We start from the raw sequence: 25,298 nt of genomic DNA, 5'->3' as shown, positions 1-25,298 counted from the left end.
CACGTCAGTGTCGAGCGACGCTTCGGGGATCCTGCGCGGCTCGGGCTACCCCGGCCGCAACGCCTACGCCGAGCTGCTCCGCGACACGCGCGGCCTGAGGCGCGAGCAGCAGCAGGCCCGCGAGGCGTGGTTCGCGCGCCTCGCCGCCGACAAGAAGGACGAGACGCTCTTCGAGCTCGAGATCCTCCTCAAGGGCGTCGCCTGCTTCGCGAACCCGCGGAACCACCCCGGCGCGGGCCGGCGCCAGACCATCGTCAGCCACGACTTCCGTGAGCACCTCCAGCACGCGCGCGACGGCATGGCGCGCGTCGTCCAGCTGACGCGCGCCATGCTCGGCGATCGCGATCGCGCCTTCGTCTTCCAGCGCTACCTCGAGACGGTGCTGCCGGAGGACACCGCGCGCACGCGCCTCCTGCACGCGACGATGGCGCAGGAGTCGCCCGAGTCCAGCCTCTTCGTGCTGCGGCACGGGTTCACGAACCTCATCGAGGTCGCGGGCGGGCTGCTCCGGCTGCCGCGGGTCAACTTCAGGCTCTTCTACGCCCACCTCGCGACGGCGATGCGCGAGATCGCGCAGAGCACGTTCTTCAACCCGCTCCACGCGCTCGAGTTTCGCCCGGAGTTCGATCGCATCGCCTCCACGCAGGTGCTCGAGCTGATCCACCGCGTGCCCGGCGAGCAGGCGCACCGACTCGTGGCGCTCACGTTCCTCGCGCTGTTCCGGATGCTCCGGTACCTCCGGCTGCTCGACGCGATCGCGCTCGATCACTCGGATCACCGCGTCGCCGGGCGCGGGTACCTCGTGCTCGCGGTCCTGCGCAGCGACGCCCGCGCGCTCTCGAACTACCTCCGGCGCCGCGCTGGCGCGCTGCTCGCGGACAGCTTCGAGCGCGATCTCCTGCGCGTGCCCGCGAGCGACATCGTCGCGCGCCACGACGAGCTCGCCGCCGAGGGGCACCGCCTGCTCTCCACGAAGGCCGCGCTGACCGGGCTCGCGGCGAACCTGCGGCTCGAGATGCGCCGCGCCTTCGAGCACGATCTTCCGCCCGCCGACGCGCTGGTGAGCGAATCCGAGTACCGCGTCCGCCTCCGCGCCGTCGCGCACGGCCTCCGCCCCGCGCTGCAGAACGCGATCCTGTTCCTCGGCAGGTCGCTCGGCGCGAAGCTCGAGGAGGGCCGCGTCTTCGACGACCAGGCGGCGCGGCGGGCGACGAGCGATCGCCTCCGGCGCGACGTGTGGATGTTCGCCCAGATCGCCCGCGCGTTCGCGAGCAAGGCGCGCAACACCGGGCCGGCGCCCGATCGGTGGACGGGCATCGCGAGCTTCGCGTTCGTCCGCGAGTTCCTCTCGTACTTCCGGGCGATGGGCTACCCGCTGCTCCGGGTGGGCGACTACCCCCGCGTCGACGCGTTCGTCGCGGCGATGACGGCGCTCGAGGAGAGCGACCTGCTCGATCCCCAGCGGCTCGACGCCGCCATCCGCGAGTGCGAGGCGTTCTCCGAGTTCCTGGTGAAGCTCTTCGAGCAGATCTCGAAGCGCGAGGACCTCGTCGGCGTCCCGTTCGATCGCAAGGGCGCGGCGCGCGCCCTCCGGCTCTACCTCGGCGAGCGCGCCTGATCGCTCGGGCGCGCGCCTGACGACCGCCCGGCGAGCGCCCTCGACGCCGCGCCGCCGCGATCTCCCGGCGAGCGCCCCCGGCGCGCCGCGCCGCCGCTCCACCGCCGGGAGCTCGCCCGCCACCTGCGGCGCCGGCAGGCCTCTCCGCCCTCCACGCCGATCGGGATGCACGCGCGCCGCACGCAGCTCCAGCGCCGCGCCGCATGGCGCGGCAGCGAGCTGCGCGTCGCGCCGATGCCGGTCGCCGCGGCCCTGGGCACCGTCGCGGGGACCTCGTCCACCCGCGCGCCCGGCCTGGCTCAGCGCGCCGTCGCTGCGGCGTCCTCACCCCCCGGACGTCTTATAAGACGGATTGTCTCGTCGCGGCCGGCCGGCCCGCTCGCGGCGCCTCGAGCTGTAGAGAAACGCGAGGCGCGCCTTCTGCGCCTTATTCCGACTCGTCGGACGGCCCGGTGCTCGCGGGGGCCGGGGCCGGCGTGCTCTTGCGCGCGCCGCGGGTGCTCGCGCCCTTGGCCGGCGCGCGCTTCCCGGCGGCGCGTCCGCCGCGGGGCGCGGCCGCCTTCTTCGGCGCGGCGGCGCGCTTGCCAGCCGCCTTCGCCTTGCGCTTCGGAGCGGCCTTCTTGGCGGCGGGCTTCTTCGCGGCCGCGCGCTTCGGGGTCTTCTTGGCGGCGGCGCGCTTCGGGGCGGCCTTCTTCGCTGCCTTCCGCGCCGGCTTCTTCGCGACCTTCCCGGCCTTCGCGGCGGCCGGCTTCTTGGCCGACTTCGTCACCTTCTTCGCAGGCTTCTTCGCGGTCTTCTTAGCAGCCATTGGAAATCCTCCTGCATTCGCCCCGGCACGGCGGACATCGCCCAACGTCCTCGCCGCTACAAACTCCTGACCGAGGCAACAGATGTTGCACGACGTATATTGCCACGCATGGTGATGGTCAAGGAAAATCTTGCAGGCCCTAAACTGATGTATCCCGTGTGTTCCAGGCAAACTGGTCCGCAAGCGTTGCGAGGGTAAACGCCAGATCAGGCCGTGGCGAAAACAACCAGACCGCACTGGACACCGGATTTTCGTTGACAACCGCTCGAATGTCTGTCTTGGCCCTCCGCGCTCCTCCCTGGCGATCGCGCGCCCGCGCGGCGCGGCGAACGGCGCCGGAGAGCTCATGGTCGCACGGAGCACCAGCGTTGCGCAGGCTCTAGAGAGCCTTGTGCGGCGCCATTCGCCTCGCTACGGTCGCGCCGCCTGCGCGGCGCCCCGGATGGCCGAGCGCCGCGCGGCTCTAGGAGGAAAGGTATGTTGGTTCGTCGCTCGACGTCGTGGTTGCTCCTGGGCGCAACGCTCCTCGCCGGCTCTGGGCCGCTCGGGTGCGGCTACTCGGAGGAGGAGATGCAGGCGAAGGTCCGCGAGATCGAGGGCCTGAAGACCCAGCTGAGCGCCGAGCAGGCGCAGAACAAGAAAGCCAAGAGCGAGCTCGACGAGGCGGCGGCCCGGATCGAGCAGCTCAAGTCCCAGCTCAAGGCCGCGGGCGTCGACATCTCCAACCTGAACGCGAACCTCGAGCAGCAGGCCCGGGCGCTCGAGGACTTCCGCCGCCGCGCCCAGCAGCTCGAGGACATCAAGAAGCGCTTCGAGGTCCTGCGGGAGAAGCTCCAGGCCCTCACGAAGCTCGGGCTCAACGTGACCGTCCGCAACAACCGGATGGTCATCCAGCTGCCCGGCGACGTCCTCTTCGACTCCGGCCGGGAGACGCTCAAGAAGGAGGGCCAGGACATCCTGCTCAAGGTGGCCGAGGTCATCCGGAACGACGCCGGGCTGTCGTCGCGCTCCTTCCAGGTCGCCGGGCACACGGACAACGCCCCGCTCGCCGGCGGCCGCTTCAAGGACAACTGGGGGCTCAGCGTCATGCGCGCCCGCGAGGTGCTGGCATTCCTGCTCCAGCCCCAGGACAAGGGCGGCGGCGGCCTCAAGCCCGAGAAGTGGAGCGCCTCCGGCTACGGCGACACCGACCCGGTGAAGCCGAACGACACCCCGGAGAACAAGCAGGCCAACCGGCGCTGCGAGCTCGTGGTGCTGCCGAACGTCGAGGAGATGCTCGACCTGAAGACGCTCACCCAGTGAGGTCTCCCGCATGAGCGTCGCGGCCATCGACATCGGGACCAACTCGGTCCTCCTTCTCATCGCCGAGCGCCGCGGGGGTGAGCTCGTGGCGCTCGTCGAGCGCGCGACCATCACCCGGCTCGGCCAGGGGGTCGACGCGGCGCGCGCGCTCGCGCCCGAGGCCGTCGAGCGCACGCTCGCCTGCCTCGCCCGTTACGGCGAGGAGCTCAGGTCCCTGGGGGTGGAGCGCGTGGACGCCGTCGGGACCAGCGCGATGCGCGACGCCGCCGGCGGGGAGGAGTTCATCGCCCGCGCCCGCGAGCTCCTCGGCGTCGCGCCCCGCGTGATCTCCGGGCCGGAGGAGGCGGAGCTCACGTACGCCGGCGCGCTGACGGGGCTCGACCTGCCGGCCGAGGGCCCCAGAGTCGTGTTCGACGTGGGCGGAGGCAGTACGGAGATCATCGTCGGCGGCATCGGTGGCGCGGTGGAGCGGGCGGTGAGCCTCGACGTCGGGAGCGTCCGGCTGACCGAGCGCCACATCCGCGCGGATCCGCCGGCCGCGGAGGAGCTCGAGGCGGTCCGCGCGGACTGCCGGGCCGCCCTGGCGACGGTCCCGTCCGTGCGCCTGCTCGCGGCGCCCACCCTGGTCGGCGTCGCGGGGACGGTGACGACCCTCGCCGCGCTCGTCCGCGGCGTCGCGCCCTACGACGGCGCCCGCGTGCACGGCGCGCGGCTATCCGGGGCGGAGATCGTGGCCACCACCTCCCGCCTCGCCGCCCTGCCGCTCGCCGAGCGCAGGCAGCTGCCCGCCCTGGATCCGGCGCGCGCCGACGTCATCGTGGCGGGCAGCGTGCTCATCGAGGAGATCCTGGCGTGGGCCTCGCGGCTCGCCGGAGCGCCCGTGGATCTCGTCACCTCGGATCGCGGCGTCCGTTGGGGACTGGCCGAGCGGCTCTGCGCCGCCTGAGCCCCCCGGCGCGTCCGAGGTACGGACGGCCACAGCGGTAGGTACCGTTGTGGCTGCCAGATTTTTCGACCCATCCCACCCCGGTCAGGTCCGCCACCTCTCCCGGAGACGCCCGCTCTGCCCTAGACTAGGGGGCGTGAGCCAGCGTGCATCCACCCGGATGCCCCATCGGTGCACACTGTGACCCCGCCGGATCCCGAGAGAAAAACCAGAATGATCTCGCCACGATGGGTCAGCTACGGGGATTTTCGTTGACGTATTTAGGCCGGCTCACTAGAGTGCGCGCGCCTGGCGCAAACTGGCCCTTGTTCGAAAGGGCCGTTCCCCCAACTTCAATCCCTTCCGCCCGGAACCGTCCGCTTCTACCGCCGCTGCTCAAGATTTCACTGTGCACGCCGGAGCACCGACCTCTCGAAGGTCATGGCGGTGGTGCTCGCGCGTCTGCTTCTCGCACAGCGGTCTCGAGAGGCGGCTCACGGCTCTTTTCTAGGAATGCGCGACGGTGTCTGTCGGTTCTGCGGGTCCAGGTTCAACCGCATGTTCAACGGCCGCTTCCCGAAGAGGATTTCGGGAGGCAGACGAAAAAATAAAGAGACGGCGGGGTGGAAGGCAAAGGAGACGATATGCAGGCTCGTTCGGAGATCCAGTTCAAGGTGGGCGACAAAGCCGTCTACCCGGCCCAAGGCGTTGCCGAGGTTGTCAACATCGAGGAGAAGGACATCGCTGGGAATCGCCAGCGATTCTATGTTCTCCGCATCTTGGACACGGATCGCAAGATCATGGTCCCTGTCAGCAACGCGAGCGCGGTCGGCCTTCGCCAGGTCATCTCTGAGCAGGAAATCCGGGAAATCTTCGACATCCTCCGCGAGCGCACCATCGCGTTCGACAATCAGACCTGGAACCGCCGCTACCGCGGTTTCATGGACAAGATCAAGACCGGGTCGATTTACGACGTCGCGGAGGTGCTCCGCGACCTCTACCGCCTGAAGACGGACAAGCAACTCTCGTTCGGTGAGCGCCGCATGCTCGACACCGCCCGGACGCTGATCGTCAAGGAGATCGCGATCGCCCGGGGCCAGACGGAAGAGCAGGTGAAGACCGAGATCGAGGCGATCTTTCTCGCCAACTGAGGCGAACCCTCATGGCTAGCGGCCATGTGGCCGCTGCCGATGGAGGCCGGCACTGCCGGCCTCCGGGCTTTTGTGGGCCGGAAATCCCGCGCCGGGGGCCGGGCAGCGCGCCGCGGCCCGCGCCGGCCCGGTCGAGCGCGCTCAGAGATCGCTGCCCGGCCGCTTCTGGACGGGCGGGAGCGGGGGCAGCGCGAGATCGACGCGCCACCCCGCATCCTCGTAGACGCAAGGGATCTGGGCGCGCTCGCCCGGGAGCAGGCCGGCGACGTCCACCAGGGCGTGGGCGCCGGCGATCTGGGCGACGTACCGCTGCGGCTCGAAGCGCAGGAGGAAGCGGGACGGCGTGATCATCGCCTCGGGCGCGATCGCCTTGCCGGTCGCCGCGCTGTAGCGCTGCGCGCGCGCGGCCAGGTTGTCCCGAGCGCGCCGGGACAGGAGCTCGAAGGCGGCCTTGGCGTCCGCCGGATCGCCGTGGAGCTGCCGCAGACGGACGACGAGCTCCCGGACGGCGCCGTCGGGCGTGCCGTTCGGAGGCCGCCTGCTGCACCCGGCGGAGGCGAGCGCCGCGACCGAGAGCGCGACGGCCACGCCGGCCCGAGCGAGGCGCGCGGCCGCCCCTCCGCCGCCGTGCCGTGCGTGCTGCCGGTGCGCGATCATCGGCCCCGTCCCTTAGAACGATGCCCCGCCGGCGTCCACCGCGCGCGCCCCCGCGCGGGGTGAAGCCGCGCGCTCGCTGCGGCTCGCGGCTTCACCCCGGCGCGGCGCCCGCGAGCGCGCCCACCTGGCGGAGCGCCTCGTAGAGGACGATGGACACCGCGTTGGCCAGGTTGAGGGAACGCACGGGGCCCAGCGTGGGAATGCCGAACACGTCGTCGGGCATGCGGGCGAGGAGATCGGGATCGAGGCCCACGCTCTCCTTGCCGAAGACGAGGGCGTCGCCCGGCCGGAAGTCCGCGTCGAGGTAGCTCCGCTGCGCCACGGCGCTGAACAGGCGCAGCCGCGCGTTCGGGTGCCGGTGGCGGAAGTGGGCGATGTCAAGGTGCTGCTCGAGCGTGACCAGGTGCCAGTAGTCGAGCCCCGCGCGGCGGACGCTCCGCTCGTCGATGCGGAACCCCAGCCTCCCGAGCAGGTGCAAGGGGCTCTGCGTCGCAGCCGCGAGCCGCGCGATGTTGCCTGTGTTCTGCGGGATCTCCGGCTCCACCAGCACGATCCGGAACGGCGGATCGAGCGGCGCCGCGCGGAGCCGGGGGCGACCATCTTTGAGCACGCCCTCTCTTTCCGCGACGCGCCCGCGCGCCGCAAGCCCCGAGCGGAGGGATCGCGCGCGGGCAGGCTCACCCTCACCGCCGCCGCCGCCTCGCCGGGTGCCGGCCCACGCGCCGCGCGCAAAACGCGATCGGAACCGTCCGAGGCGCCTCTGTCCGCTTGACGGCTGTACGAGCGGACACGTAGCCTCCCGCCTCGGAGACACGGAATGCGCGCATCGTGCTGGATCGCATCGGCTATTGCCCTCGCAGGGGTGGCGTCGTCCTCGCTGGCGGCTGCGGACTCCATGGACCCGGCGCTCGCGCGGCTCGTGCGCGACCGGGCTTCGAGCGCCGGTGCCGCCGCGCCCTGCAGCGTCCGAGGGCCGGACGGCGGCGTCTATTACAACCCCGCGTCGGGCTACGAGCGCTGCCTGACCGACGACGCGGCGTTCGCGAAGCTCATCGCGCAGTACGGCTTCGCGGTGGCGCCCTCGGCGATGCACTCGGCGCGGACCACGGGCTACGGCGGGTTCGAGATCGGCATCGAGGCCGACTACACGAAGATTGACAGCGAGGCGGACTACTGGAAGCGCGGCACGCAGGGGCCGCCGGATCCGGCGAGCGGACAGTCCTCGATCGAGAACCGGAGCCCGGACTCGTTCCTGCAGCACTACTCCCTCAAGGTGCGCAAGGGCTTTCCGTTCGGGTTCGAGCTGACCGGCGCGGTCGGGTTCCTCGCCAACACCAGCCTCGTAAGCGGCGGCGCCGACGTGCGCTGGGCGTTGTTCGAGGGGTTCCGCCGAGGGATCCCCGCGATCTTCCCGGAGTTCGCCGTCGGCGGCAGCGTCCGGACGGTCACCGGGAGCGAGGAGTTCCAGCTGACGGTCGCCGGCTTCGACGCGCAGATCTCGAAGCCTCTGCCGATCGGCGGCACTGTGGTCGTCACCCCGTACGCCGGCTACCAGTGGATCCACATCTTCGGCGACTCGGGGCTGATCGATCTCACCCCGAACACCGACGCCGTGAGCTACTGCAACTTCCGCGGGCTGAACTCGCCCGCGAACCCCGTGGCGGGCTCGAACGGCGAGACGCTCCCCCACGACGGCCAGCCGGTGTGCGACGGCGGCTCCCAGGCCGACTTCAACAACACCGTCGTGTTCGACGCCGTGCGCATGACGCGCCACCGGCTCCACTTCGGCGCGCAGCTGCGGTTCCAGATGGTCAAGTTCGGCGCGCACTTCGTCACCGACGTCGTGAGCCCCGAGGACGCAAACCAGGGCTCGAAGCACGAGATCAACGGCGAGAACAAGTTCGCCGGGCTCGGGTCGCAGTGGACCCTGGCGCTCGATCTCGGCGCCGTGTTCTGAAGCGCGCCGCGCCGGGACGCCCGGCGCGGCCGCAGCCCCTCAGCGCTTCGAGCTCAGATCGGGCAGCGCGTAGCCGAGCTCGGCGAGGAGCGCCCGGAACGCGCGATCCTCGTTCCGCGCCACGGTCAGGTGCTCCATGAACTTCTTGAAGTTGCCCTGAGCGGCCGCGTCGGCGGCGCGCTCGCTGTTCTCGAGCACGAGCAGGAGGTGCGGGTGCGCCCTGGAGACGGAGGCAGGGCACTCCATCTTGCGCGCCACCTGCGCGCGCGCCTCGGCGAGCGCGTGCACCACCATGATGAGCTCCTTGTCATGGGTGCGCGGCAGCAGCATGTCGCCTTCCCTGCGCGCCTCCTCGAGGAGCAGGCTCGCCCTGTCCAGGTAGCTCCCGGCCCAGGCCGGCAGCGCGACGAAGAGCGAGCAGAGCGCGAAGGTGAAGGCAAGAAACAGGTGACGGATCATCGGCTGGGTCCTCGGTCGTTCACGGATTGCTCGGGGGAGATCCCGCCGGCTGGCGGGGCCCCTGCGCCCTCGGGCGCGCCTCCCGCGGCCTCGGCGGGCGCTCGTTCATCGGATGCGGCCCTGGGCTCCGGCGCGGCGCACGCCACCAGCGCGGCGCGCGCGGCCGCCTGCTCCGCGAGCTTCTTCGACCGGCCCCGGCCGGTGCCGATGACCTGGCCATCGACCTCCACGGCGACGAGGAACGCGCGGTCGTGGTCCGGCCCCTCCGTGCCCATCAGCCGGTAGCGCGGCGACGCCGCGCCGCGCGCCTGCACGCGCTCCTGCAGCTCGCTCTTCGCGTCGCGCCCGAGCATGCTGCCGCTCGCGAGCTGGGCGAGCGGGCTCGCGACGATTTTCCGGCTCAGCGCGCGCGCGCTCTCGAAGCCGCGGTCGAGGTAGAGGGCCGCGACGAGCGCCTCGGCCGCGTCGGCGAGCACGTTCGTCTGGTCGCGCTCCCCGGCGACCTCCGCGCCGCGCCCGACCCGGAGCGCCGCGCCGAGCTCGATGCCCCGCGCCCACGCCGCGAGCGCGTCCGTGTTGACCAGCGCCGAGCGCATCATCGAGAGCTCCCCCTCGCGCGCCCCCGGAAACCGCTCCATCAAGAGCTCCGTCACGCAGAGCCCGAGCACGGCGTCCCCCAGGAACTCGAGGCGCTGGTTGTCCACGCGCCGGCCGCCCCGCTGCTCGTTCGAGAAGCTCGGGTGCGTCAGCGCCTCCTCGAGGTGCGGCAGCTCCCCCTCCAGCCCCAGATCCAGACGTCGCAGCAGCTCGCTCGGGAGCATCGCCAGCACCTTGCCCACGCGCGGAGTCAGCCCGTGCTCAGGCGGTCGGTCAGCTCGGCCAGCTCCAGGTCGAGCGCCGTCAGACCGCCAGCGTCATGCGTGGACCACGCGACCCGCACCCTGCCCCACGACAGCTCGATGTCGGGGTGATGGTCGCGCCGCTCGGCAAGCAGGGCGACCCGCATCACGAAGCCCACGCTGGCCCCGTAATCCGGGAACGAGTAGCTCCGCTCAAGCCGCTCGCCCGCCTGCACCCAGCCCGGGTGAGCAGCGACGAACCCGGCGATCTCCTCGCCCGAGAGCCGATCACGCTTGCCCATGGGGCGCAACTATGAGCTAAGCCCCGCCTCGGTGGAACCCCGAATGCGGACCTCGCCGCGCGCGCCGTCCGCTGGTCGCCGCGCGCGGCGCTCGACCACCGCGCGCCGTCCGCCGCGCGCTCGGCCGCCGCTCGCCGCGCGCTCGGCCGCTGTGCGCTATACCTCCCGCCGCGATGACCGGGCTTTACGCCTGCCCCTTCTGCCGGGAGATGTTCGAGGCCAACGAGGCGCCCACCTGCCCCGCCTGCGGCCTCCGGCTGGAGGCGCTCTCGAAGCTCCCTCCCTCGTACGAGGCGCTCCACGACGACCCCGACGAGCCGCTCCCGCCGCACTTGGAGCCGCTCCCGTGGACCTACGCCGGGCGAGGCAGGGGGGCCCTGCTCGCGCTCGCGGTCCTCGGCCTCGCGGCGTTCTTCGCGCCGTGGGTCCACGAGACGGCCCCGGAGCTCCGCGACCTCAGCGGCTTCGGGCTCGCGCGCAGGCTCGGGTGGATGTGGGCCCCCGCGGTCGCGTTCTTCGTGATGATCCCGCTCGTGCTGACGCGGCGCTCGATCCACAAGATGCGCGGCGCCCGCGTGGCCGTCGCCTTCCTCGCCGCGGTCGCCCTCACCACCGTCGCGATGCGCCTGCTGTTCACGCCGGCCAGCACGCTGCTCCGTCCGGTCCGCTTCACGTGGGGATACGGGCTCTACGCGACCGGGGCGATCGCGCTCCTCGCGCTGGCGACCGCGGCGTTCTTCGGGGGAAGGATCGACGACCTCCCCACGGGACAGCGGCGACGGGGCGACGAGGTGCTGCACTGAGCGCGTGGCGCATGGCGCGTGGCGCAGGAAACGATGGCCGATCTCCGGCATCGTGGCGCTCTCCGCTCCGAGCGCAGCGCTGATCCCGCGCCGCGAGGGTACCGGTGAGACCGGTGAGGATCGCGCGTCGGGACCCGGGAGGCTCGCGCGCCGGGCGCGCATGCGGAGGCGTGGACGGGAAGCGGACGGGAAGCGGACGGGAAGCGGGCGGGAAGGACGAGGACGACGACGAGCGCGCGCCCGGGGGGCGTCTCGGGTCGACAGGCCAGCTCGTGCGACGTAACCTTGATGGGAGTGGCCTCCGTCCGCTCCTCGAAGGTGCGCAATGGCCAAGAAATCTGCCAGCGTACGCCGTGAGCTCTCGCGGGACGACGAGGTGTTCGACGTCCCCGCGGCGGTGCTCTGCGCGTGCTGCGGCCAGCCCGATTGCGCCGGGTGCGCCGCGGCGACCGACGAGGGCTCGGGGGTCGTCGCGATCATCCCCTGGGAGCGGACGATCGACGGCGTCTGGTCGCGGCTCTGGGCCACCTCCAAGGCGACCACGCTCGGGGCCGAAACGTTCTTCGCGGCGATCCCCGACGGCGCGATCTCGGCGGCCATGCGGTTCGCCCTGCTGGCGGAGACGCTGGCGATCCTCTCGATGATCGTCGCGCTCCTGCCCGTCGCCGCGCTGGCGCTGCCGGGCCTGACGCTGGAGCTCGCCCGGAACCCGGCCGCGCGCGAGAGCGCCCTCCAGTGGCTCGCGTTCGGCGTCCCGGGGCTCACCGTGTGGATGGTGCTCGCGCACACCTTGCACGGCGCCGCGCTCGACCTCGGCGCGCGCCGCCAGGGAGCGCGGCCCGAGCGGCGGCGCGCGATCCGCTTCGGGCTCTACGCGTGCGGCTGGGACCTCATGGCCGGCCCGCTGGGCGCGCTCGTCATGCTCGTCACCGGCGGCGTCAAGGGCGCCGAGCAGCTCCTGTCGGCCTCGCTCCGGGTGCCGGGCAGGGCCTCCACGGCGCTGCTCCTCGGGGTCTACGCGCTCCACCCCGGCGCGGCCGAGCGCGCCCGACGCGCCGGCAGCCACGCCGCGCTCGCGCTCACCATCGCCTCCGGCCTCGCCGCCATCGCGCTCGCCGTCGCCCTCAGCTGACCCTCGCCCTCGATCGATCGCGGCGATGCGATGGCGTAGGCGCCGCGCTCCGCGTCCGGTCGCCGTGCGTCAGCGCATGTCGTTGCGCGGCACGGGCGATGGCGGGGGCGCGCCCGGGCGGCGGCTGCTCGCCAGGGTGCCCGGGCGCTTCAGCGGCTGCAGATCGCCCGTCGAGGTGACGTCGATGAGGTCGACGAGCTCGGGCGCGTAGCCCGACACGTCCTGCGCCCGCAGGCGCTCGAGGAGCTGCTTCACCTGCGCCTCGGCCTTGCCGTGCGCGAGGATCTGACGGATGGACGGCGCCTCCTGCTCCAGCGAGCGGCTCACGGGCCGCCGGCTCTGGCGCCGCCACAGCACGGCGAAGCGATCGCCCTCCGGCACCGGCTCGGGCACGAGCTCCGCGTCCTTCACCCGGGCGGCGGCCTCCAGCAGCCCCGGGGCGACCTTCAGCCCGGGCTCGGACGTGGCGCCGTCAGGCGCCACGAAGCCGAGATCGCCGCCGCGCATGCTGGTCGCCTTGTCGAGCGACCTCTCGCGCGCGAGGTCCTTGAAGCGCTGGGGCGACGGGTCCTTCTTGAGCTCCGCCAGGATCGCCTCGGCCTCCTCGCGCGTCGCGACGAGGATGCGCCAGAGCGCGACCATCGCCGGGGAGCTGAACTTGTCGCGGTGGGCCTCGTAGTAGGCGCGGACCTCCTCGTCCGTCACCGGGGAGCTCGCCGCCGCCTCCGCCTGGAGCCGCTGCAGCAGCGCGGCGCGCAGGACGCTGCGGACGCGATCCTGCACGTCGGCGCGCTCGGTGAGCTTCTGCGCGGCGGCCCCCTGGGCGAGCAGCTGCTCGCGCACGAGGACCTGGCTCACGAAGTTCCTCCGGATCTCGTCCGGGGTGCGCCCGAAGCTCTGGAGCTGGAACGGCGGGATCTGCGCGAGCCTGCGCTCGACCTCCGGCGCCGTGATCACCCGGTCGCCGACGCGCGCCACCACCGCGTCCGCCGCGCCGCCGGCCGGCGTCTGCGCCTCGGCGCGGAGCGACAGGCCGGTCGACGCCGCGCACACGGACGCCACGGCGGCCGCGGCGAGGGAGAGCTTCACCGTTCTCGCGCGCATCGGAGCGGGTTATCCCCGCGCGGGCGGGCAAGGTCAAGCCGCGCCGCGGCGCGCGGCCTCGGCGGACGCGCCCTGCTCTCCGCGCTCGCCGCCCCGCAGCACCCCCGCCTTCCGCAGGGCGTGCGCGTCGAGCCCGACGAACCGGTACACGTCCGCGGAGAAACCATACGCGCGGTGGAGGTGCCGCAGGCCCTCGACGAGCTCGGCCGTCACCTCGACCGGGGGCGGCGGCGGGTACGCTTTGCGGATCGAGGCGAGCGGCTCGCCGAGCTCGAGGAGCTCCTCGACCCGCGACAGGACGTCGATCGGCTTGAGCGCGCGCTTGCCGCGGCGCGCGACGCCCTCGGCCAGCTCGGCGAGCAGGCGCCGACGCCGGCGCTCGGTGCGGCCGTCGCCGGCGCGGCCGCCGCCGCCCAGGAGCAGCTCGTTGAACCGGCGCGCCGCCCGGCGCTTCTCGACCGCATCCGGGCTTCCCCGGCGGTTCTGCGCATCGCCGTCCCGCTTGGCAGGACGGGGCGCTTTGGTGGATCCGGCCCTGGCGGCCGGCGAGCTCTTCGTCTTCACGATCCTCGGCTGGAGCACAGCGGCGCTCGAGGAGCCGGTATTCCCCGGCACATCTTGTTGCTGTCCCCGCAGTATAAACAGCTCATCCCCCGCTTCGAAGAAAGCGGCGAACGCGGGGCGCGCGGCGCCGGCGCGTCAGCGTCCGCCCTCGCACCACGCGAGGGCCGTTCCGACCGCGGCGATCACCCAGGCCGGCCACGTCGCGCGCGCGAAGCCGGCGAGATCCGAGAGCGCGCCGCGCCGCGCCCGCCGCGCGGCCTCGGCGTGGCCGATCCGGCGCAGCTCCTCGCGCTCGATCTGCGCGTGCTCCTCGTCGTCGAGCGGATCGCTGCCGGCCAGGTGGTGCAGGTGGTGGGTCACCTCGTGGTCGATCGTCTCGGCGATCTCCGCGTCCACGTCGAACCCGGGGTCCGCGCGCGCTTCCGACCGAAACGTCCGGTAGAAGATCCGGATCTCCGGAGGGCGGGCGATCCCGAGCTCGTCCGCGGGCGTCCCGGGCGTGTAGCAGCCGAGCAGCGGCTCGCCGCCGTCGTCGCAGGCGGGCACCCCCGCGTCGATGAAGAGGTCGATGTTCCGCACGCCGCGGGCCGCGTAGATGCGCTCGGCCGCCGCGCGGACGCGCGCCTCGAAGGCGTCGAGATCCGGGAAGGCGCCCGCCCTCCCCGCCGGCGCGCCGGGCTGCTCCTCGGGATCGTCCGCGCCCGCTTCGGGGGCGCGGAGCGGCGCGCGCGCGAGCTCGCGCTCGAGGGGCACGTCGAGATCGTTGCGGGCGCCGCAGCCCTGGCAGCGGTGGACCGCGACGAGCCGCGCGGGGTAGCGCGCCTCGTGGTAGAGGTCGACGATCGCCGCCCACGCCTCGTCCGGCGCCGCGGCGAGCGCGTCGGCGATCACGGGCGCGCGCCGCTCGCGCCCGAGCGCCGCGATCCCCATGGCGACGACCAGCGACGGCGTGATCCGGAGCGCGCCCTCGCCGGGCAGGCGGAGCAGCGGCATCGCCTCCTCGACGGTCCGCTCGGCGAACCGCACGCCGCGGCAGACGGCGCGCCCCACGCGCAGCGCCGGGATCGGGTGCAGCGCGCCGAAATCGAACGGGCGATCGAGCTCTGGATCGTCGAGCTCGCCGTCGGTGAACGGCCCGATCTCGAGCAGGCGCGACGGGGCGACCTCGAACGGGGCGCCGCAGTTCTCGCAGGTGTACGCGCCCGGCTCCTCGGGGACGACGCCGGCCGACGCGAGGAGCGCGCGCAAGACATGGGCGTCGGCGAGTCGGAGGCCGAGCGGATCCAGCGGCGCGCCGCGCGCGTCGGCCAGGACGGACGGGCCCGCGAGGACCTGCACGTCGCGCGCGCACCTGCCCACGGAGGAGCGCTCGCCGCCGCCGCCGGGGGCGCCGAAGAGGGTCGCGGCCTCGGCGCGCGCGGCGGCGTCCGACAGGCGCACCACGGTGCCGGAGGGGAGGTGAACCTGAGCGGGCAGCGGGCGTTGCGCGGGGCTCGGCATCGCTCGGCGCCTATAAAGAAACGCGGGCGCGCCTTCCAGCGCGGCGCGGCCTCGGCGCGCGCGTTCCAGCGCGGCGCGGCCTCGTCGGGCGCCTTCTAGCGCGGCGCGGCCTCGTCGGGCGCCTTCCAGCGCGGCGCGGCCTCGTCGGGCGCCTTCCAGCGCGGCGCGGCCTCGTCGGGCGCCTTCCAGCGCGGCGCGGCCTCGTCGGGCGTGGAGCTCCGCCGCGGGCCGTCGTCGTCAGGAGTCCTCGGTCGCCGGCGAGCCGCCGGGGCCGCCCTCGCCGGGCGGAGCAGAGGAGCCCCACGCGTCGCGGTCCCTGCCGGCGCCGGAGGGCTCGCGCGGCGGCCGGCCGCCGTCCATGCCGGCGGCGCTGGCGATCCCGGCGGCGCTGGCGAGCTCGGCTGCCACCGCGGCGGAGAGCGAGCCTCCGCTCAGCGGAGACGTCCCCGCGACGGTGGACACCGGCGACGGCTCCGAGGACATGCGTTCGCGGCGGCGGCCTCGACCCAGCACCGGTGCGCGCTCGCCGTCGCCGGCCGGATCCGGCGCAGCGGCGCCGACGCGATGCACGGTGGGGCGGAGCTGCATGCGCCCGAGCGACAGGCTCGCCGCGCTGGCCGGAGGCACGCTCGACGAGGGCTCCGCGCCCACCGGGATGCCCTTCCCGAAATCGAGGTAACGGGTGATCGCCAGGGCGTAGATGAGCTTGCGCACCGTCGACTCCGGCGCGACCCCGGACCGGAGGAGCGCGGGGAGCGAGGGCGCGGAGCTCTGGACCACGTCGAGCACGGCGAGCTCGCCCTCGCTGAAGCCGAAGCGACCGGGCTCGAGGGCGGGGTGCAGGCGGAGGGGCACCGACTCGATCCGCTCCAGGGTCCGGTGGAGCCGCGTCGAGCGCTCGCCGTGGTCGCGCAGCCCGGCCCAGAGGAGCCCGAGCGGATCGACCTTCGCTGGATCGCCTCCCCAGTCGGCGAGCACGTCGAGGCCGTCGAAGTAGCGGTACTTCGTCTCCGGAGGCAGGTCGAAGAGGCGCACCATGCGCCGCACGAACTGGATCTGCGCGAGCCAGTCGATGGTCGGGGCGTCGAGGAGCCCCGTCAGCAGCAGCACGTCGCCGAGGAGGCCCCTCGTCGCGAGCGCGTCCGACAGGATGTCCGCGGAGATCACCCCCTCCTCGAGCAGGATCTCGCCGAGCCGGGCGTAGCCGTCGCTCGGGCGGATCTTGACGGGGGATCCGCGGACGATCCGCAGGGTGTGCTCGGCGCCGGTGGGCTCCACCAGGATGAGCGCGCCGGTCAGCCGATGGTCGACGGCATAGACGAAGAGGTGAGCGAACGGCGTCCGCTCCAGATCTCCTTCCGCCGTCGCCGGACCGTCGGCAGACATCCTGCGTCAAGCTACCATAGCGCACGGGCGCCGGAGCCCCTTTCTCCATGGCGCGCACGACGGAGGCGCGGCGGGGGTCGGGGCGTCACGGGCCGCGGCGAGAGGGGCGCGGCGCTGCGCGCTCCGGCGCGCGGGGCGGCGCCTGTGGCGCAGCGGCGCCCCCGCGTCGGGTCGTCGCCACGGGTTCTTGTCGCTGCCGACGCGCGCTCGACGCACGCTGCTGCGTGGCGGCGCGCGCCGTCGGGCGTCGCGCGCGCCGTCGGGCGTCGGCCGCGGCGGTTCCGCGCTACGGTGGCAAGCATGCCGCGCGGACATGTGCTGGTGCTCGATGACGAGCGAGCGATCTTGACGACACTGCAGAAGGCCCTGTCGCTCGAGGGCTACACGGTCGACGTCGCCGGCGGCGTCGGCGTGGCCGAGGAGAAGCTGGCGAAGCGGAGCTATGACATCGCGCTCTTCGACGTCTCGCTGCCCGACGGCGACGGCGTCGAGCTGCTCCAGCGGATCCGCGCCGGGGGGTCGGAGATCCCGGTCGTGATGATGAGCGGCCACGCGACGGTCGACGCCGCCGTCCGCGCGACGCGGCTCGGCGCGATCGACTTCCTGGAGAAGCCGCTGTCGACCGATCGGCTGCTGTTGGTGCTCGAGAACACCCTGCGCCTGGTCCGCGCGGAGGCCGAGGCGAAGGCGCTCCGGACGCAGACGGGCCAGGTGGGCGAGCTCATCGGCGAGAGCCGGGCGATGCACGAGCTGCGCGAGCAGATCGCGCGCGCGGCGAGGGCGACCGCGACGGTGTTCGTGACGGGCGAGCGCGGCACCGGCAAGGAGCTCGTCGCGCGCGCGATCCACGCGGCGTCGAAGCGGGCGCGCGGGCCTCTGGAGAAGATGAACTGCGCGGCGGTCCCGAGCGAGCTCATCGAGAGCGAGATGTTCGGGCACGAGGCGGGGGCGTTCACGGGCGCGACGAAGCAGCGGCGGGGGAAGTTCGAGCGCGCGAGCGGCGGGACGTTGTTCCTCGACGAGGTCGGGGACATGCCGCTCGCGATGCAGGCGAAGCTGCTCCGGGTGCTGCAGGAGCGGGAGATCGAGCGCGTGGGCGGGCACGAGACGATCAAGGTCGACGTGCGCGTGGTGGCGGCGACGAACCGCGACATCGAGGCCGCGTGCCGCGAGGGGCAGTTCCGGCCGGACCTCTACGATCGGCTGAACGTGCTGCCGCTGTCGCTGCCGCCGCTCCGGGCGCGGCGCGAGGACGTGCCGCTGCTCGCGCGGCATTTCCTGGCGCTCGCGACGCAGGCGAACGATCGGCCGGGGATGGCGTTCACGGAGGGCGGGATGCGGATGCTCGTCGCCTACAGCTTCCCGGGGAACGTGCGGGAGCTGCGCAACATCATCGAGCGTCTGGTGATCCTGACGCCGGACGAGACGATCGACGAGGGCGACGTGAAGGTCTGCCTGGGCGGGCAGCAGGCCGCGATGAAGGGCGGGATCTTCCGGCCGGGGGTGCCGTTCCGGGTGCTCGCGGAGGAGGCGGAGCGGACCATCCTGGAGGAGGCGCTCGGCCACTACGGAGGGCAGATGGCGGCGACGGCGCGGGGGCTCGGGCTCGAGCGGAGCCACCTCTACAAGAAGTGCAAGGCGCTCGGGTTGCGCGGGGACAAGGGGGAGGCGGAGGACGAGTAGACGGCGACGGAGACGGCGACGGGGCCCTGCCGGCGGGCCGCGCCGAGGGGAGGGTCTGCGCGGCGGCCGCGGGTGGGCGCTCGGCCATCCGCCGAGACGGGGACGCGGGAGCTTGCGCTGAGAACACCGCCCGGCATGTCTCCCTTCGGGCCTTGCCACCTGGGACGTTTCGTCGCGCGCCACACAAGGCGCGCCTGAGACGCGGAGCCCGCTGGGACCTTATGGCACCTCGGTCGGTGCTCGCCGCGCCCACCCGCGGCCGCCGCGCAGACCCTCCCCTCGGCGCGACGGGCGTCGCGAGGACGGGCGTGGCGGCAGCGCGACGCATGGCCTGAGCCGCGGCGGGTGTGGTACGCGGAACCACGATGCTGCGATCGCTGCACCTGGAGGGCGTGGGGCCGGCCGACCGGCTCGACCTGGAGCTCGGCGAGCGGCTCAACGTGCTCACCGGCGACAACGGGCTCGGCAAGAGCTTCGTGCTCGAGGTCGCATGGTGGGCGCTCACCGGAACATGGACGGATCGGCCGGTGCTGCCGCGGCCAGGCAAGGAAGAGGGCGCGCGCATCGCGGGTGAGGCCGAGCCGGGCACCAGGCCTGTTCAGTTCGAGAGCAAGTACGATCGCGTTGCTCAGCAGTGGCGCGACCGGTTTGGTCGCGACATGAGCCGCGGCCTGACAAATACCCCGGCCGGCGTCGCCATGCCTTCGTGGGTACGCGGCATGGTCCCGGTGCTCTACATCCGCACGAACGGCGCGTGCTCCGTCTGGGATCCGTATCGGAATAGCGCATCGATGGGCAGCGCTCCATACCGGCCGCTGTCCGCGCCTTCGCTGGATCCTCAGCCCTATCTCTTCGAGGAAAGGCAGCTCTGGGACGGGCTCGATCACGAGGGCAGGCCCGTCTGCAACGGGCTCGTCCAGGACTGGGTGACGTGGCAGCTCGAGGCGGCGGATGGCGACGAGGCCCACCCGTTCCAGCTCCTCTGCCGTGTGCTGCAGCAGCTCTCCCACCCCGAGGAGACGATGAGGCCCGGCAAGCCGGTGCGGCTCTACCTCGACGACGTGCGCAAGTTCCCGACCATCGAGCTGCCCTACGGCACGATCCCCATCGTCCACGCGTCGGCCGGGATGAAGCGGATCCTCGCGCTCTCCTACCTCATTGCGTGGTCCTGGTCGGAGCACGTGCAGGCGTCACGCCTCATCGGCTGGGAGCCTTCGGATCGCCTTGTCGTGCTGATGGAGGAACCGGAGACGCACCTGCACCCGAAGTGGCAACGGCACATCGTCCCCGCGCTCCTCGGCGCCCTGAGCGGGCTCTCTCCCTCGATGCGCCCGCAGGTGCTGCTGACGACGCACTCGCCCCTCGTGCTCGCGTCGATGGAGCCGCACTTCAAGCCGGCCAGGGACAAGCTGTTCGTGTTCGGGCTCGACGGCGCCGACGTGGCCGTACGTGAGCTCCCCTGGGCCAAGGGCGGTGATGCGATCGGGTGGCTCACCTCCCCGGTGTTCGGTCTGGAGCAGGCGCGCTCGATCGAGGCGGAGCGCGCCATCGAGGCCGCCGAGGCGCTGATGCGCGGCGAGACCGGCGCGCTGCCGGAAGGGCTCAGGAGCGAGGAGGAGATCCATCGAGAGCTCGTGCGCCTCCTGCCGGATCAGGATCGCTTCTGGCCGCGCTGGATCGTGCGCCGGGAGCGGGCGGGCGCATGATCCCGTTCGAGCGTGCGCCCGAGCCCGCGGGCTTCGACCTCAGCGTCCGACAGCCCGGCCAGCGGTGGTTCGCCAGGGGCGACGCCAGGAGCACGCCGGGGTACTGGCGCCGCGCGGCGCGCGACCTTCGAGCCGCCTTCAAGGATCTGTGCGGCTACACGGCGATGTGGCTCTCGACGCCAGGGACGGTCGACCACTTCGTCTCGCGAGATGAAGATCCCAACCTCGCCTACGAGTGGACCAACTTTCGGTACGCCGCGGCATGGATCAACAGCAGCAAGAGCGCTCTCCGCTCCGATCAGGTGCTGGATCCGTTCGAGGTCGGCGACGGCTGGTTCGAGATCATCCTGCCGTCCTGCCAGATGGTGCTGACCGATCGCTGCCCGCCGGAGGTCCGCGATCGCGCGCAGACGATGCTGAAGCGGCTCAAGCTCGGCGACGGTGAGAACGTCGTCTCGTTCCGGCAGGAGTGGTACCGGATGTACTGCGAGGGTGAGCTCAGCCTGGAGGGCCTCGCACGCAAGGCGCCCCTCCTTGCGCGCGCGGTGCGGAAGCAGCGGGAGCAAGCAGCCGCCGAGCTGGCGGCGGGCGACGGCGCCCCGCGCTCCCGGCCCGCTGAAGCCTCGGGCGCATGACTGCTGCTGCGCCGTAGGACCGTTTCCGGTTCCTCGGGGCTCCCAGCTGCCTCCCCCGAACCGTTTCCGGTTCCGCGAGGGCTCCCAGCTACCCCTCCCAGACCGTTTCCGGTTCCCCGAGGGCTCCCCAGCTACCCTTCCCAGACCGTTTCCGGTTCCCCGAGGGCTCCCCAGCTACCCTTCCCAGACCGTTTCCGGTTCCCCGAGGGCTCCCCAGCTACCCTTCCCAGACCGTTTCCGGTTCCCCGAGGGCTCCCCAGCTACCCTTCCCAGACCGTTTCCGGTTCCCCGAGGGCTCCCCAGCTATCTCCCCCAGACCGTTTCCGGTTCCCCGAGGGCTCCCCAGCTATCTCCCCTAAACCGTTTCCGGTTTCCGGCGGGCTCCCCAGCTATCTCCCCCAGACTGTTTCCGGTTCATCGAGGGCTCCCCAGCTATCTCCCCAGACCGTTTCCGGTTCCTCGGCGGCTCCCAGCTGCCTCTCCGGAACCGTATCCGGTCCGCCGAGGGCAGGCCGTGCTCGTTGAGCGTTGAGCGCGTAGCTGGGGGGAGCGTTGTGTTGCTGTGGTCGCCCCGGCGCGTGGCGGCTTGATCTGGCACCACGTGAGCGCCGGAGGGGGTCTCCGCGCGGCAGGGCGCGGGTGGGCGCGGCGAGCACCGACCGAGGTGCCATAAGGTCCCAGCGGGCTCCGCGTCTCAGGCGCGCCTTGTGTGGCGCGCGACGAAACGTCCCAGGTGGCAAGGCCCGAAGGGAGACATGCCGGGCGGTGTTCTCAGCGCAAGCTCTCCCGTCCCCGCCTCGGCGGATGGCCGAGCGCCCACCCGCGCCCTGCCGCGCGGAGACCCCCTCCGGCGCGTGCAGCCCGGATCTCCGCCCTCCCCTCTCCTCCGCCCCTCGCCCCTCCCCTCAATCCGGCATCGCCCGCGGCGCAGGCGGCGACGCCCCCCGCATCGCCTTCTGGTACTCCAGCGCCTGCTTCGCGTAGTCGTCCTGCTTCATCTTCGCGTACGCCTTGGCGAGCTCCCCGTAGATCTCCGCCGCGTCCGCCGCCCTCGCCCCGGCGAGGATCGCGCTGTTCAGCTCGTAGATCGCCGACACGTGCCGCCCCGTGCGCGCCAGCGCCCGCGCGTACAGCCGGTGGATCTCCGGGTTCGCCACGTCGACGTAGATCGCGCTCTCGCCGACCTTGCGCGCCTCCTCCCACGCGCCGCGCTCCACCAGCAGCCGCAAGAGCCGCCGCCAGACCCGGCGATCGTGCTGGTCGAGCAGCGAGAGACGCCGCAGCGCCGCGAGCTCACCCGCCGCGTCCTTCTGCCGCCGCGCGAGATCGTAGAGCCCCTGGAGCGGCTCCGCCTGCGTGGGATCCAACCGCGACGCCGCCTCGAGGTTCGCCTTCATCCTCGCCGCGTCCTTCTTCAGCTCGGCGAGATCCGCCAGCTTCATCCGCACGACGTAGCCGTCGTGGCCGTCGGCCACCATCTTGCTCAACAGCCTCGCCGCCTCGTCGAGCTTCTTCTCGCCGAACGCCGCGCGCACCTTGAGGTAGTTCGCGTCCGGCTGCTTCGGGTCCACCCGCAGCGCCTCGGCGAGCACCGCCTCGGACTCCTGGTGCTGCCCGTCCTTCTCCAGCGCGAGCGCGAGCTCGACGAGCCGCCTCGCGTCCTTCGGAGCGCGCGCCGCCGCCTTGCGCGCGTCGTCGAGCGGCGGCGCCTGGAGATCGGGGACGTACTGCTTCTCGTAGCGCTCGAGGCGCGGCTTCAGCCACGCGCGGAAGCGACGATCCAGCTCCTCGGTCCCGACGCCGAGCGACTCCTTCACGACCTCCTGCGTGCGCTTGCCCGCCGCCCACCGCGGCAACATCGACACGACCTTCGAGAAGCCGAACTCCTCGACCATGAAGACCACGATCTGGCTCGCCGCGAAGTACGCCATCGTCACGTCCGAGATGTCGTCGACGTGCGTGAAGGCCCGGTTGAACCCCGCGACCGCCGGGATCCTCCCGCCCTTCAGCGCGGCGAACAGCGCCGGATCCTCCTCGCGGTGCCACTCCGGCCGCCGCACGATCGTCTCGTACTCGCTGAGCCCCTCGGTGAACCAGCGCGGGACGTGGTTCTTCGAGAGCTGGATCGCGAAGACGTGCCCGAGCTCGTGCCACAGCACGTTGCCCCAGTTGAACTCCGCCGCCGCCGGGCTCAGCGCGGCGAGCGTCTGGCCGAAGCAGACGCCCTGGATGCCCACGTTGGGCAGGCCGCTCGTCCTCACGCTGAAGTTCTCCGTCGACGCGTAGAGCTCGATCGAGACCGGCACCTTCGGCGTGAAGCCGTAACGCTTCACCATCGAGCCCCACGCCTCCTCGAGCATCCGCGGCACGTACCGCTCGAGGATCGCCCGCTCCTCCTTGTGGTAGCGGACGCGGAACGTCTGTCCCTCCACGGTCACGTACTGGGTGGCGATGTCCTTCTCGTAGAGGTTCAGCGTGTTGAAGACCCGGACGTTGAAGCGATCCTTGTCCCACGCCTTCTGGAGCGCCTGCAGACCGCCCTTCTCGTCGCCGGCGCGGATCAGGTTCAGCCCCAAGGTGGCGTACGCCTTCGCGTCGTTCGGATCGACCCGCGTCGCCTCCCCCATCATCTTGACGATGTCGTCGTAGCGGTGCTCCCACTCCGCGAACTCGCCGACGATCTGGAAGAACCGCGAGTACTCCGGGTTCAGGCCGAGCACCTTCGCCTTGAGCGCCTCGAAGCCGGCCGCGTCGTCGGCGAGGAACCGGCCCGCCGCCTTGATCGAGAGCAGCTCCAGATCGCCCGGGTTCACCTGGAGGCCGCGGTCGGCCGCGGCGTCGGCGGCGTCGATGTCCAGGTCGCGGAGCGCGAGCCCGGCGCGCACGAAGTAGGCCTCGGCGAGGTTCGGGTTCACGGCGAGCGCCTGCGCGACCTCGCTGTCGGCGCCGCCGAAGTCGAGCGCGCTGTCGAGCTTGACGCGCGCCATCGCGACGTGGGCCATCGGGTCCTTCGGCGCGAGCTTGAGCGCCTCCTTCACCACCTGACCGGCGTGGCCGGGGTCGTACTTGTCGAGGAACAGCTCGGCCCGCCAGAGCAACGTCTCGACCCGCTGCTTGCCGCCGACCTTCTCGGCCGCGTTGAACGCGTCGTTCGCGTCGCGCGCGCTCCGGAGCAGGTGCGCCGCGCGCCCGACCAGCGACAGGCCCTCCGCGTCGTTCGCGGTGATCTTGTCGTCGTTGTAGTCGTCGATGATCGTCATCAGCGGCGCGCGCGCCTCGCCCCGCTTGCCCGACTGGATGAGGAGCTCGCCGAGCACGAGCCGCGCGCGGCGGGCCTCGTCCTCCCGCTCGACCTCGCGCGCCGCCGCGATCGCCTCGGCCACCTTCCCGCGGCGCGCGAGCGCCTCGGCCCTGAGCGGCGCGGCCGCGATCTTCGCCTCCCTGCCGAGCGCGGCGGCCGCCTTCGCCGTCTTCGCCGCGTCGTCGTAGCGGCCCGTCGCGAGCTCGATCCGCGCCTTCGTGAGCAGCGCGGGGGCGCGCTCCTTCCCGCCCTGGAGCGCGAGGAGGAGCTTCTCGGCGCCGGCGTAATCCCCCTGCGCGACGAGCGCCTCGGCGCGCGCGAGCGAAGGGGGCGGCTCCGCGGACGCGGGCGCCTGGGCCGCGCAGGCGGCGGCGACGAGGAGGGCGGCGAGAGAGCGGCGGATCGAGTGGCTTCGCATGAGACCCCGTGCGCAACCGTGCGCCATCGTTCGCAGTCGTACGTCACCGCACGGGAGCCGTGCGGAGCCGTGCGGAATCAATCGAAGGTTCCCGCTGGGAATGCGGCGCCCGGTCGGGCCGGGCAAAGCCCATCCTAGCCGAGAGGAGGAAGGCCGAGCATGAGCGAGCGGCCGAGGGCGCGCCAGGGTCGGCCGCCGCGCGATCGTGGTATGCGGGGGGCCATGGCGAGCAGGCTCGCAGGGCAGGTCGTTCTGATCACGGGCGCGTCGTCGGGCATCGGCGAGGCGCTCGCCCGGGAGGTCGCCCGGCGCGGCGGCCGCGTCGTCCTCGCGGCGCGACGGACCGAGCGGCTCGAGGCGCTCGCCGGCGAGCTCCGGGCGTCCGGCGGCGAGGCGATCGCCGCCGCGTGCGACGTCACGCGCGACGGCGACGTGGAGCGCGCCGTCGCGCAGGCGATCGAGGCGTTCGGGCGGCTCGACGTGGCCATCGCGAACGCGGGGTTCGGCGTGATGGGCCGCGTCGAGGACCTCTCGCTCGACGACTTCCGCCGGCAGCTCGAGACGAACGTCTTCGGCGCGCTGCGCACCGTGAAGGCCGCGCTGCCGGAGCTCAAGCGCGCGCGCGGCGGCGTCGCGCTCATCGGCAGCGCGAGCGGCTACCTCGCGTTCCCCACGATGGGCGCGTACACCATGAGCAAGTTCGCGGTGCGCGCGCTCGCCGAGACGCTGCGCGCCGAGCTCCACGCCGACGGCGTCGCGGTCACGCACGTCGCCCCGGGGTTCGTGGAGAGCGAGATCCGCCGGATCGACAACGCCGGCAAGCTCCTCGACGGCGCCCGGGAGCCGGTGCCGCGCTGGCTCATCCTGCCGACGCCCACGGCGGCGCGGCAGATCATGGACGCCATCGCCGCGCGCCGCGCCGAGGTGATCATCACCGGCCACGCCAAGCTCGGGGTGTCGCTCGCGAGGCACGCGCCGGCGCTGCTCAACGCCGCCATCGCGCGGCTCCCGCGCAAGGGCCGTCGCGCACGCGGCTGAGCCGGCGGCG

At 72.8% G+C, this 25,298-nt stretch carries 22 protein-coding genes; 11 read left to right on the top strand and 11 right to left on the bottom strand.

What is annotated here, in order from left to right; genetic code table 11:
• Positions 1 to 7: 7 nt before the first annotated feature.
• Complete coding sequence (locus tag WME83_RS10910; protein ID WP_437319212.1) at positions 8 to 1,618, top strand: hypothetical protein; 1,611 nt, start codon at positions 8 to 10, stop codon at positions 1,616 to 1,618.
• Between the two features lie 427 nt (positions 1,619 to 2,045).
• Here WME83_RS10910 and WME83_RS10905 read toward each other — a convergent pair whose 3' ends face one another.
• Positions 2,046 to 2,426: a histone H1 gene (locus tag WME83_RS10905; protein ID WP_437319211.1), complete on the bottom strand. Its 381-nt coding sequence runs from the start codon at positions 2,424 to 2,426 to the stop codon at positions 2,046 to 2,048.
• Positions 2,427 to 2,903: 477 nt separating this feature from the next.
• Here WME83_RS10905 and WME83_RS10900 point away from each other — a divergent pair, with 477 nt between their 5' ends.
• The 3 genes from WME83_RS10900 (at position 2,904) to WME83_RS10890 (ending at position 5,804) form a co-directional block, all read left to right on the top strand.
• Positions 2,904 to 3,728 carry an OmpA family protein gene (locus tag WME83_RS10900; protein ID WP_437319210.1) on the top strand — a complete coding sequence of 275 codons (825 nt, stop codon included), beginning with the start codon at positions 2,904 to 2,906 and terminating at the stop codon, positions 3,726 to 3,728.
• Between the two features lie 10 nt (positions 3,729 to 3,738).
• A complete protein-coding gene (locus WME83_RS10895; protein ID WP_437319209.1) occupies positions 3,739 to 4,674 on the top strand; it encodes a Ppx/GppA phosphatase family protein in 936 nt (311 codons plus the stop codon).
• A gap of 623 nt (positions 4,675 to 5,297) precedes the next feature.
• Positions 5,298 to 5,804 (top strand): CarD family transcriptional regulator, encoded by a 507-nt coding sequence (locus tag WME83_RS10890; RefSeq protein ID WP_012234339.1) that lies wholly within the window; start codon positions 5,298 to 5,300, stop codon positions 5,802 to 5,804.
• 141 nt (positions 5,805 to 5,945) lie between these two features.
• On the opposite strand, the gene WME83_RS10885 is transcribed toward WME83_RS10890, so the two are convergent.
• Positions 5,946 to 6,461 (bottom strand): hypothetical protein, encoded by a 516-nt coding sequence (locus tag WME83_RS10885; RefSeq protein WP_437319208.1) that lies wholly within the window; start codon positions 6,459 to 6,461, stop codon positions 5,946 to 5,948.
• Between the two features lie 91 nt (positions 6,462 to 6,552).
• Entirely contained in the window at positions 6,553 to 7,071 is a 519-nt protein-coding gene (locus tag WME83_RS10880) for a tRNA (cytidine(34)-2'-O)-methyltransferase (RefSeq protein ID WP_044987962.1), read from the bottom strand.
• 285 nt (positions 7,072 to 7,356) lie between these two features.
• On the opposite strand from WME83_RS10880, the gene WME83_RS10875 reads away from it, so the two are divergent.
• Positions 7,357 to 8,418 carry a hypothetical protein gene (locus tag WME83_RS10875; RefSeq protein WP_437319207.1) on the top strand — a complete coding sequence of 354 codons (1,062 nt, stop codon included), beginning with the start codon at positions 7,357 to 7,359 and terminating at the stop codon, positions 8,416 to 8,418.
• 39 nt (positions 8,419 to 8,457) lie between these two features.
• On the opposite strand, the gene WME83_RS10870 is transcribed toward WME83_RS10875, so the two are convergent.
• Genes WME83_RS10870 through WME83_RS10860 form a run of 3 tightly spaced genes read right to left on the bottom strand, consistent with a single transcriptional unit; the run spans position 8,458 to position 10,018 of the window.
• Positions 8,458 to 8,877 (bottom strand): hypothetical protein, encoded by a 420-nt coding sequence (locus WME83_RS10870; protein ID WP_437319206.1) that lies wholly within the window; start codon positions 8,875 to 8,877, stop codon positions 8,458 to 8,460.
• A complete protein-coding gene (gene rnc, locus WME83_RS10865) occupies positions 8,874 to 9,698 on the bottom strand; it encodes a ribonuclease III (protein WP_437319205.1) in 825 nt (274 codons plus the stop codon). The genes WME83_RS10870 and rnc overlap by 4 nt, the downstream gene beginning before the upstream one ends.
• A 26-nt stretch (positions 9,699 to 9,724) precedes the next feature.
• Positions 9,725 to 10,018, bottom strand: coding sequence for a 4a-hydroxytetrahydrobiopterin dehydratase (locus WME83_RS10860; protein WP_437319204.1), 294 nt, complete (start codon positions 10,016 to 10,018; stop codon positions 9,725 to 9,727).
• 173 nt (positions 10,019 to 10,191) lie between these two features.
• Between WME83_RS10860 and WME83_RS10855 the strand changes: the two genes are divergently transcribed.
• The gene (locus WME83_RS10855) at positions 10,192 to 10,821 is read left to right on the top strand and encodes a hypothetical protein (RefSeq protein WP_437319203.1); all 630 of its coding nucleotides are present in this window, start codon (positions 10,192 to 10,194) and stop codon (positions 10,819 to 10,821) included.
• Between the two features lie 325 nt (positions 10,822 to 11,146).
• Positions 11,147 to 11,953 carry a hypothetical protein gene (locus WME83_RS10850; RefSeq protein ID WP_437319202.1) on the top strand — a complete coding sequence of 269 codons (807 nt, stop codon included), beginning with the start codon at positions 11,147 to 11,149 and terminating at the stop codon, positions 11,951 to 11,953.
• A 69-nt stretch (positions 11,954 to 12,022) separates the two neighbouring features.
• Here the strand turns inward: WME83_RS10850 and WME83_RS10845 are convergent, their stop codons facing one another.
• From WME83_RS10845 to WME83_RS10830, 4 genes are all read right to left on the bottom strand, one after another.
• Positions 12,023 to 13,057 carry a peptidyl-prolyl cis-trans isomerase gene (locus WME83_RS10845; RefSeq protein WP_437319201.1) on the bottom strand — a complete coding sequence of 345 codons (1,035 nt, stop codon included), beginning with the start codon at positions 13,055 to 13,057 and terminating at the stop codon, positions 12,023 to 12,025.
• A 33-nt stretch (positions 13,058 to 13,090) separates the two neighbouring features.
• On the bottom strand, positions 13,091 to 13,621 hold the full coding sequence (locus tag WME83_RS10840) for a hypothetical protein (protein WP_437319200.1): 531 nt from the start codon (positions 13,619 to 13,621) through the stop codon (positions 13,091 to 13,093).
• 135 nt (positions 13,622 to 13,756) lie between these two features.
• The gene (locus WME83_RS10835) at positions 13,757 to 15,121 is read right to left on the bottom strand and encodes a metallopeptidase family protein (RefSeq protein ID WP_437319199.1); all 1,365 of its coding nucleotides are present in this window, start codon (positions 15,119 to 15,121) and stop codon (positions 13,757 to 13,759) included.
• 237 nt (positions 15,122 to 15,358) lie between these two features.
• Positions 15,359 to 16,507 (bottom strand): hypothetical protein, encoded by a 1,149-nt coding sequence (locus WME83_RS10830; RefSeq protein WP_437319198.1) that lies wholly within the window; start codon positions 16,505 to 16,507, stop codon positions 15,359 to 15,361.
• Between the two features lie 300 nt (positions 16,508 to 16,807).
• Between WME83_RS10830 and WME83_RS10825 the strand changes: the two genes are divergently transcribed.
• The 3 genes from WME83_RS10825 (at position 16,808) to WME83_RS10815 (ending at position 20,531) form a co-directional block, all read left to right on the top strand.
• Positions 16,808 to 18,190 carry a sigma-54-dependent transcriptional regulator gene (locus WME83_RS10825; protein ID WP_437319197.1) on the top strand — a complete coding sequence of 461 codons (1,383 nt, stop codon included), beginning with the start codon at positions 16,808 to 16,810 and terminating at the stop codon, positions 18,188 to 18,190.
• Positions 18,191 to 18,555: 365 nt separating this feature from the next.
• On the top strand, positions 18,556 to 19,896 hold the full coding sequence (locus WME83_RS10820; protein ID WP_437319196.1) for an AAA family ATPase: 1,341 nt from the start codon (positions 18,556 to 18,558) through the stop codon (positions 19,894 to 19,896).
• A complete protein-coding gene (locus WME83_RS10815) occupies positions 19,893 to 20,531 on the top strand; it encodes a hypothetical protein (RefSeq protein WP_437319195.1) in 639 nt (212 codons plus the stop codon). Before WME83_RS10820 ends, WME83_RS10815 begins: the two co-directional genes overlap by 4 nt.
• 905 nt (positions 20,532 to 21,436) lie before the next feature.
• On the opposite strand, the gene WME83_RS10810 is transcribed toward WME83_RS10815, so the two are convergent.
• A complete protein-coding gene (locus WME83_RS10810) occupies positions 21,437 to 24,250 on the bottom strand; it encodes a tetratricopeptide repeat protein (protein WP_437319194.1) in 2,814 nt (937 codons plus the stop codon).
• A gap of 222 nt (positions 24,251 to 24,472) precedes the next feature.
• Here WME83_RS10810 and WME83_RS10805 point away from each other — a divergent pair, with 222 nt between their 5' ends.
• On the top strand, positions 24,473 to 25,288 hold the full coding sequence (locus WME83_RS10805) for an SDR family oxidoreductase (protein ID WP_437319193.1): 816 nt from the start codon (positions 24,473 to 24,475) through the stop codon (positions 25,286 to 25,288).
• Positions 25,289 to 25,298: the final 10 nt, after the last annotated feature.

It is taken from the genome of Sorangium sp. So ce385, from assembly GCF_051474135.1.
Lineage (GTDB): Bacteria > Myxococcota_A > Polyangia > Polyangiales > Polyangiaceae > Sorangium > Sorangium cellulosum_D.
The sequence above is the reverse complement of the archived record's forward strand: the minus strand, read 5'-3'. Positions and strand labels throughout refer to the sequence as shown.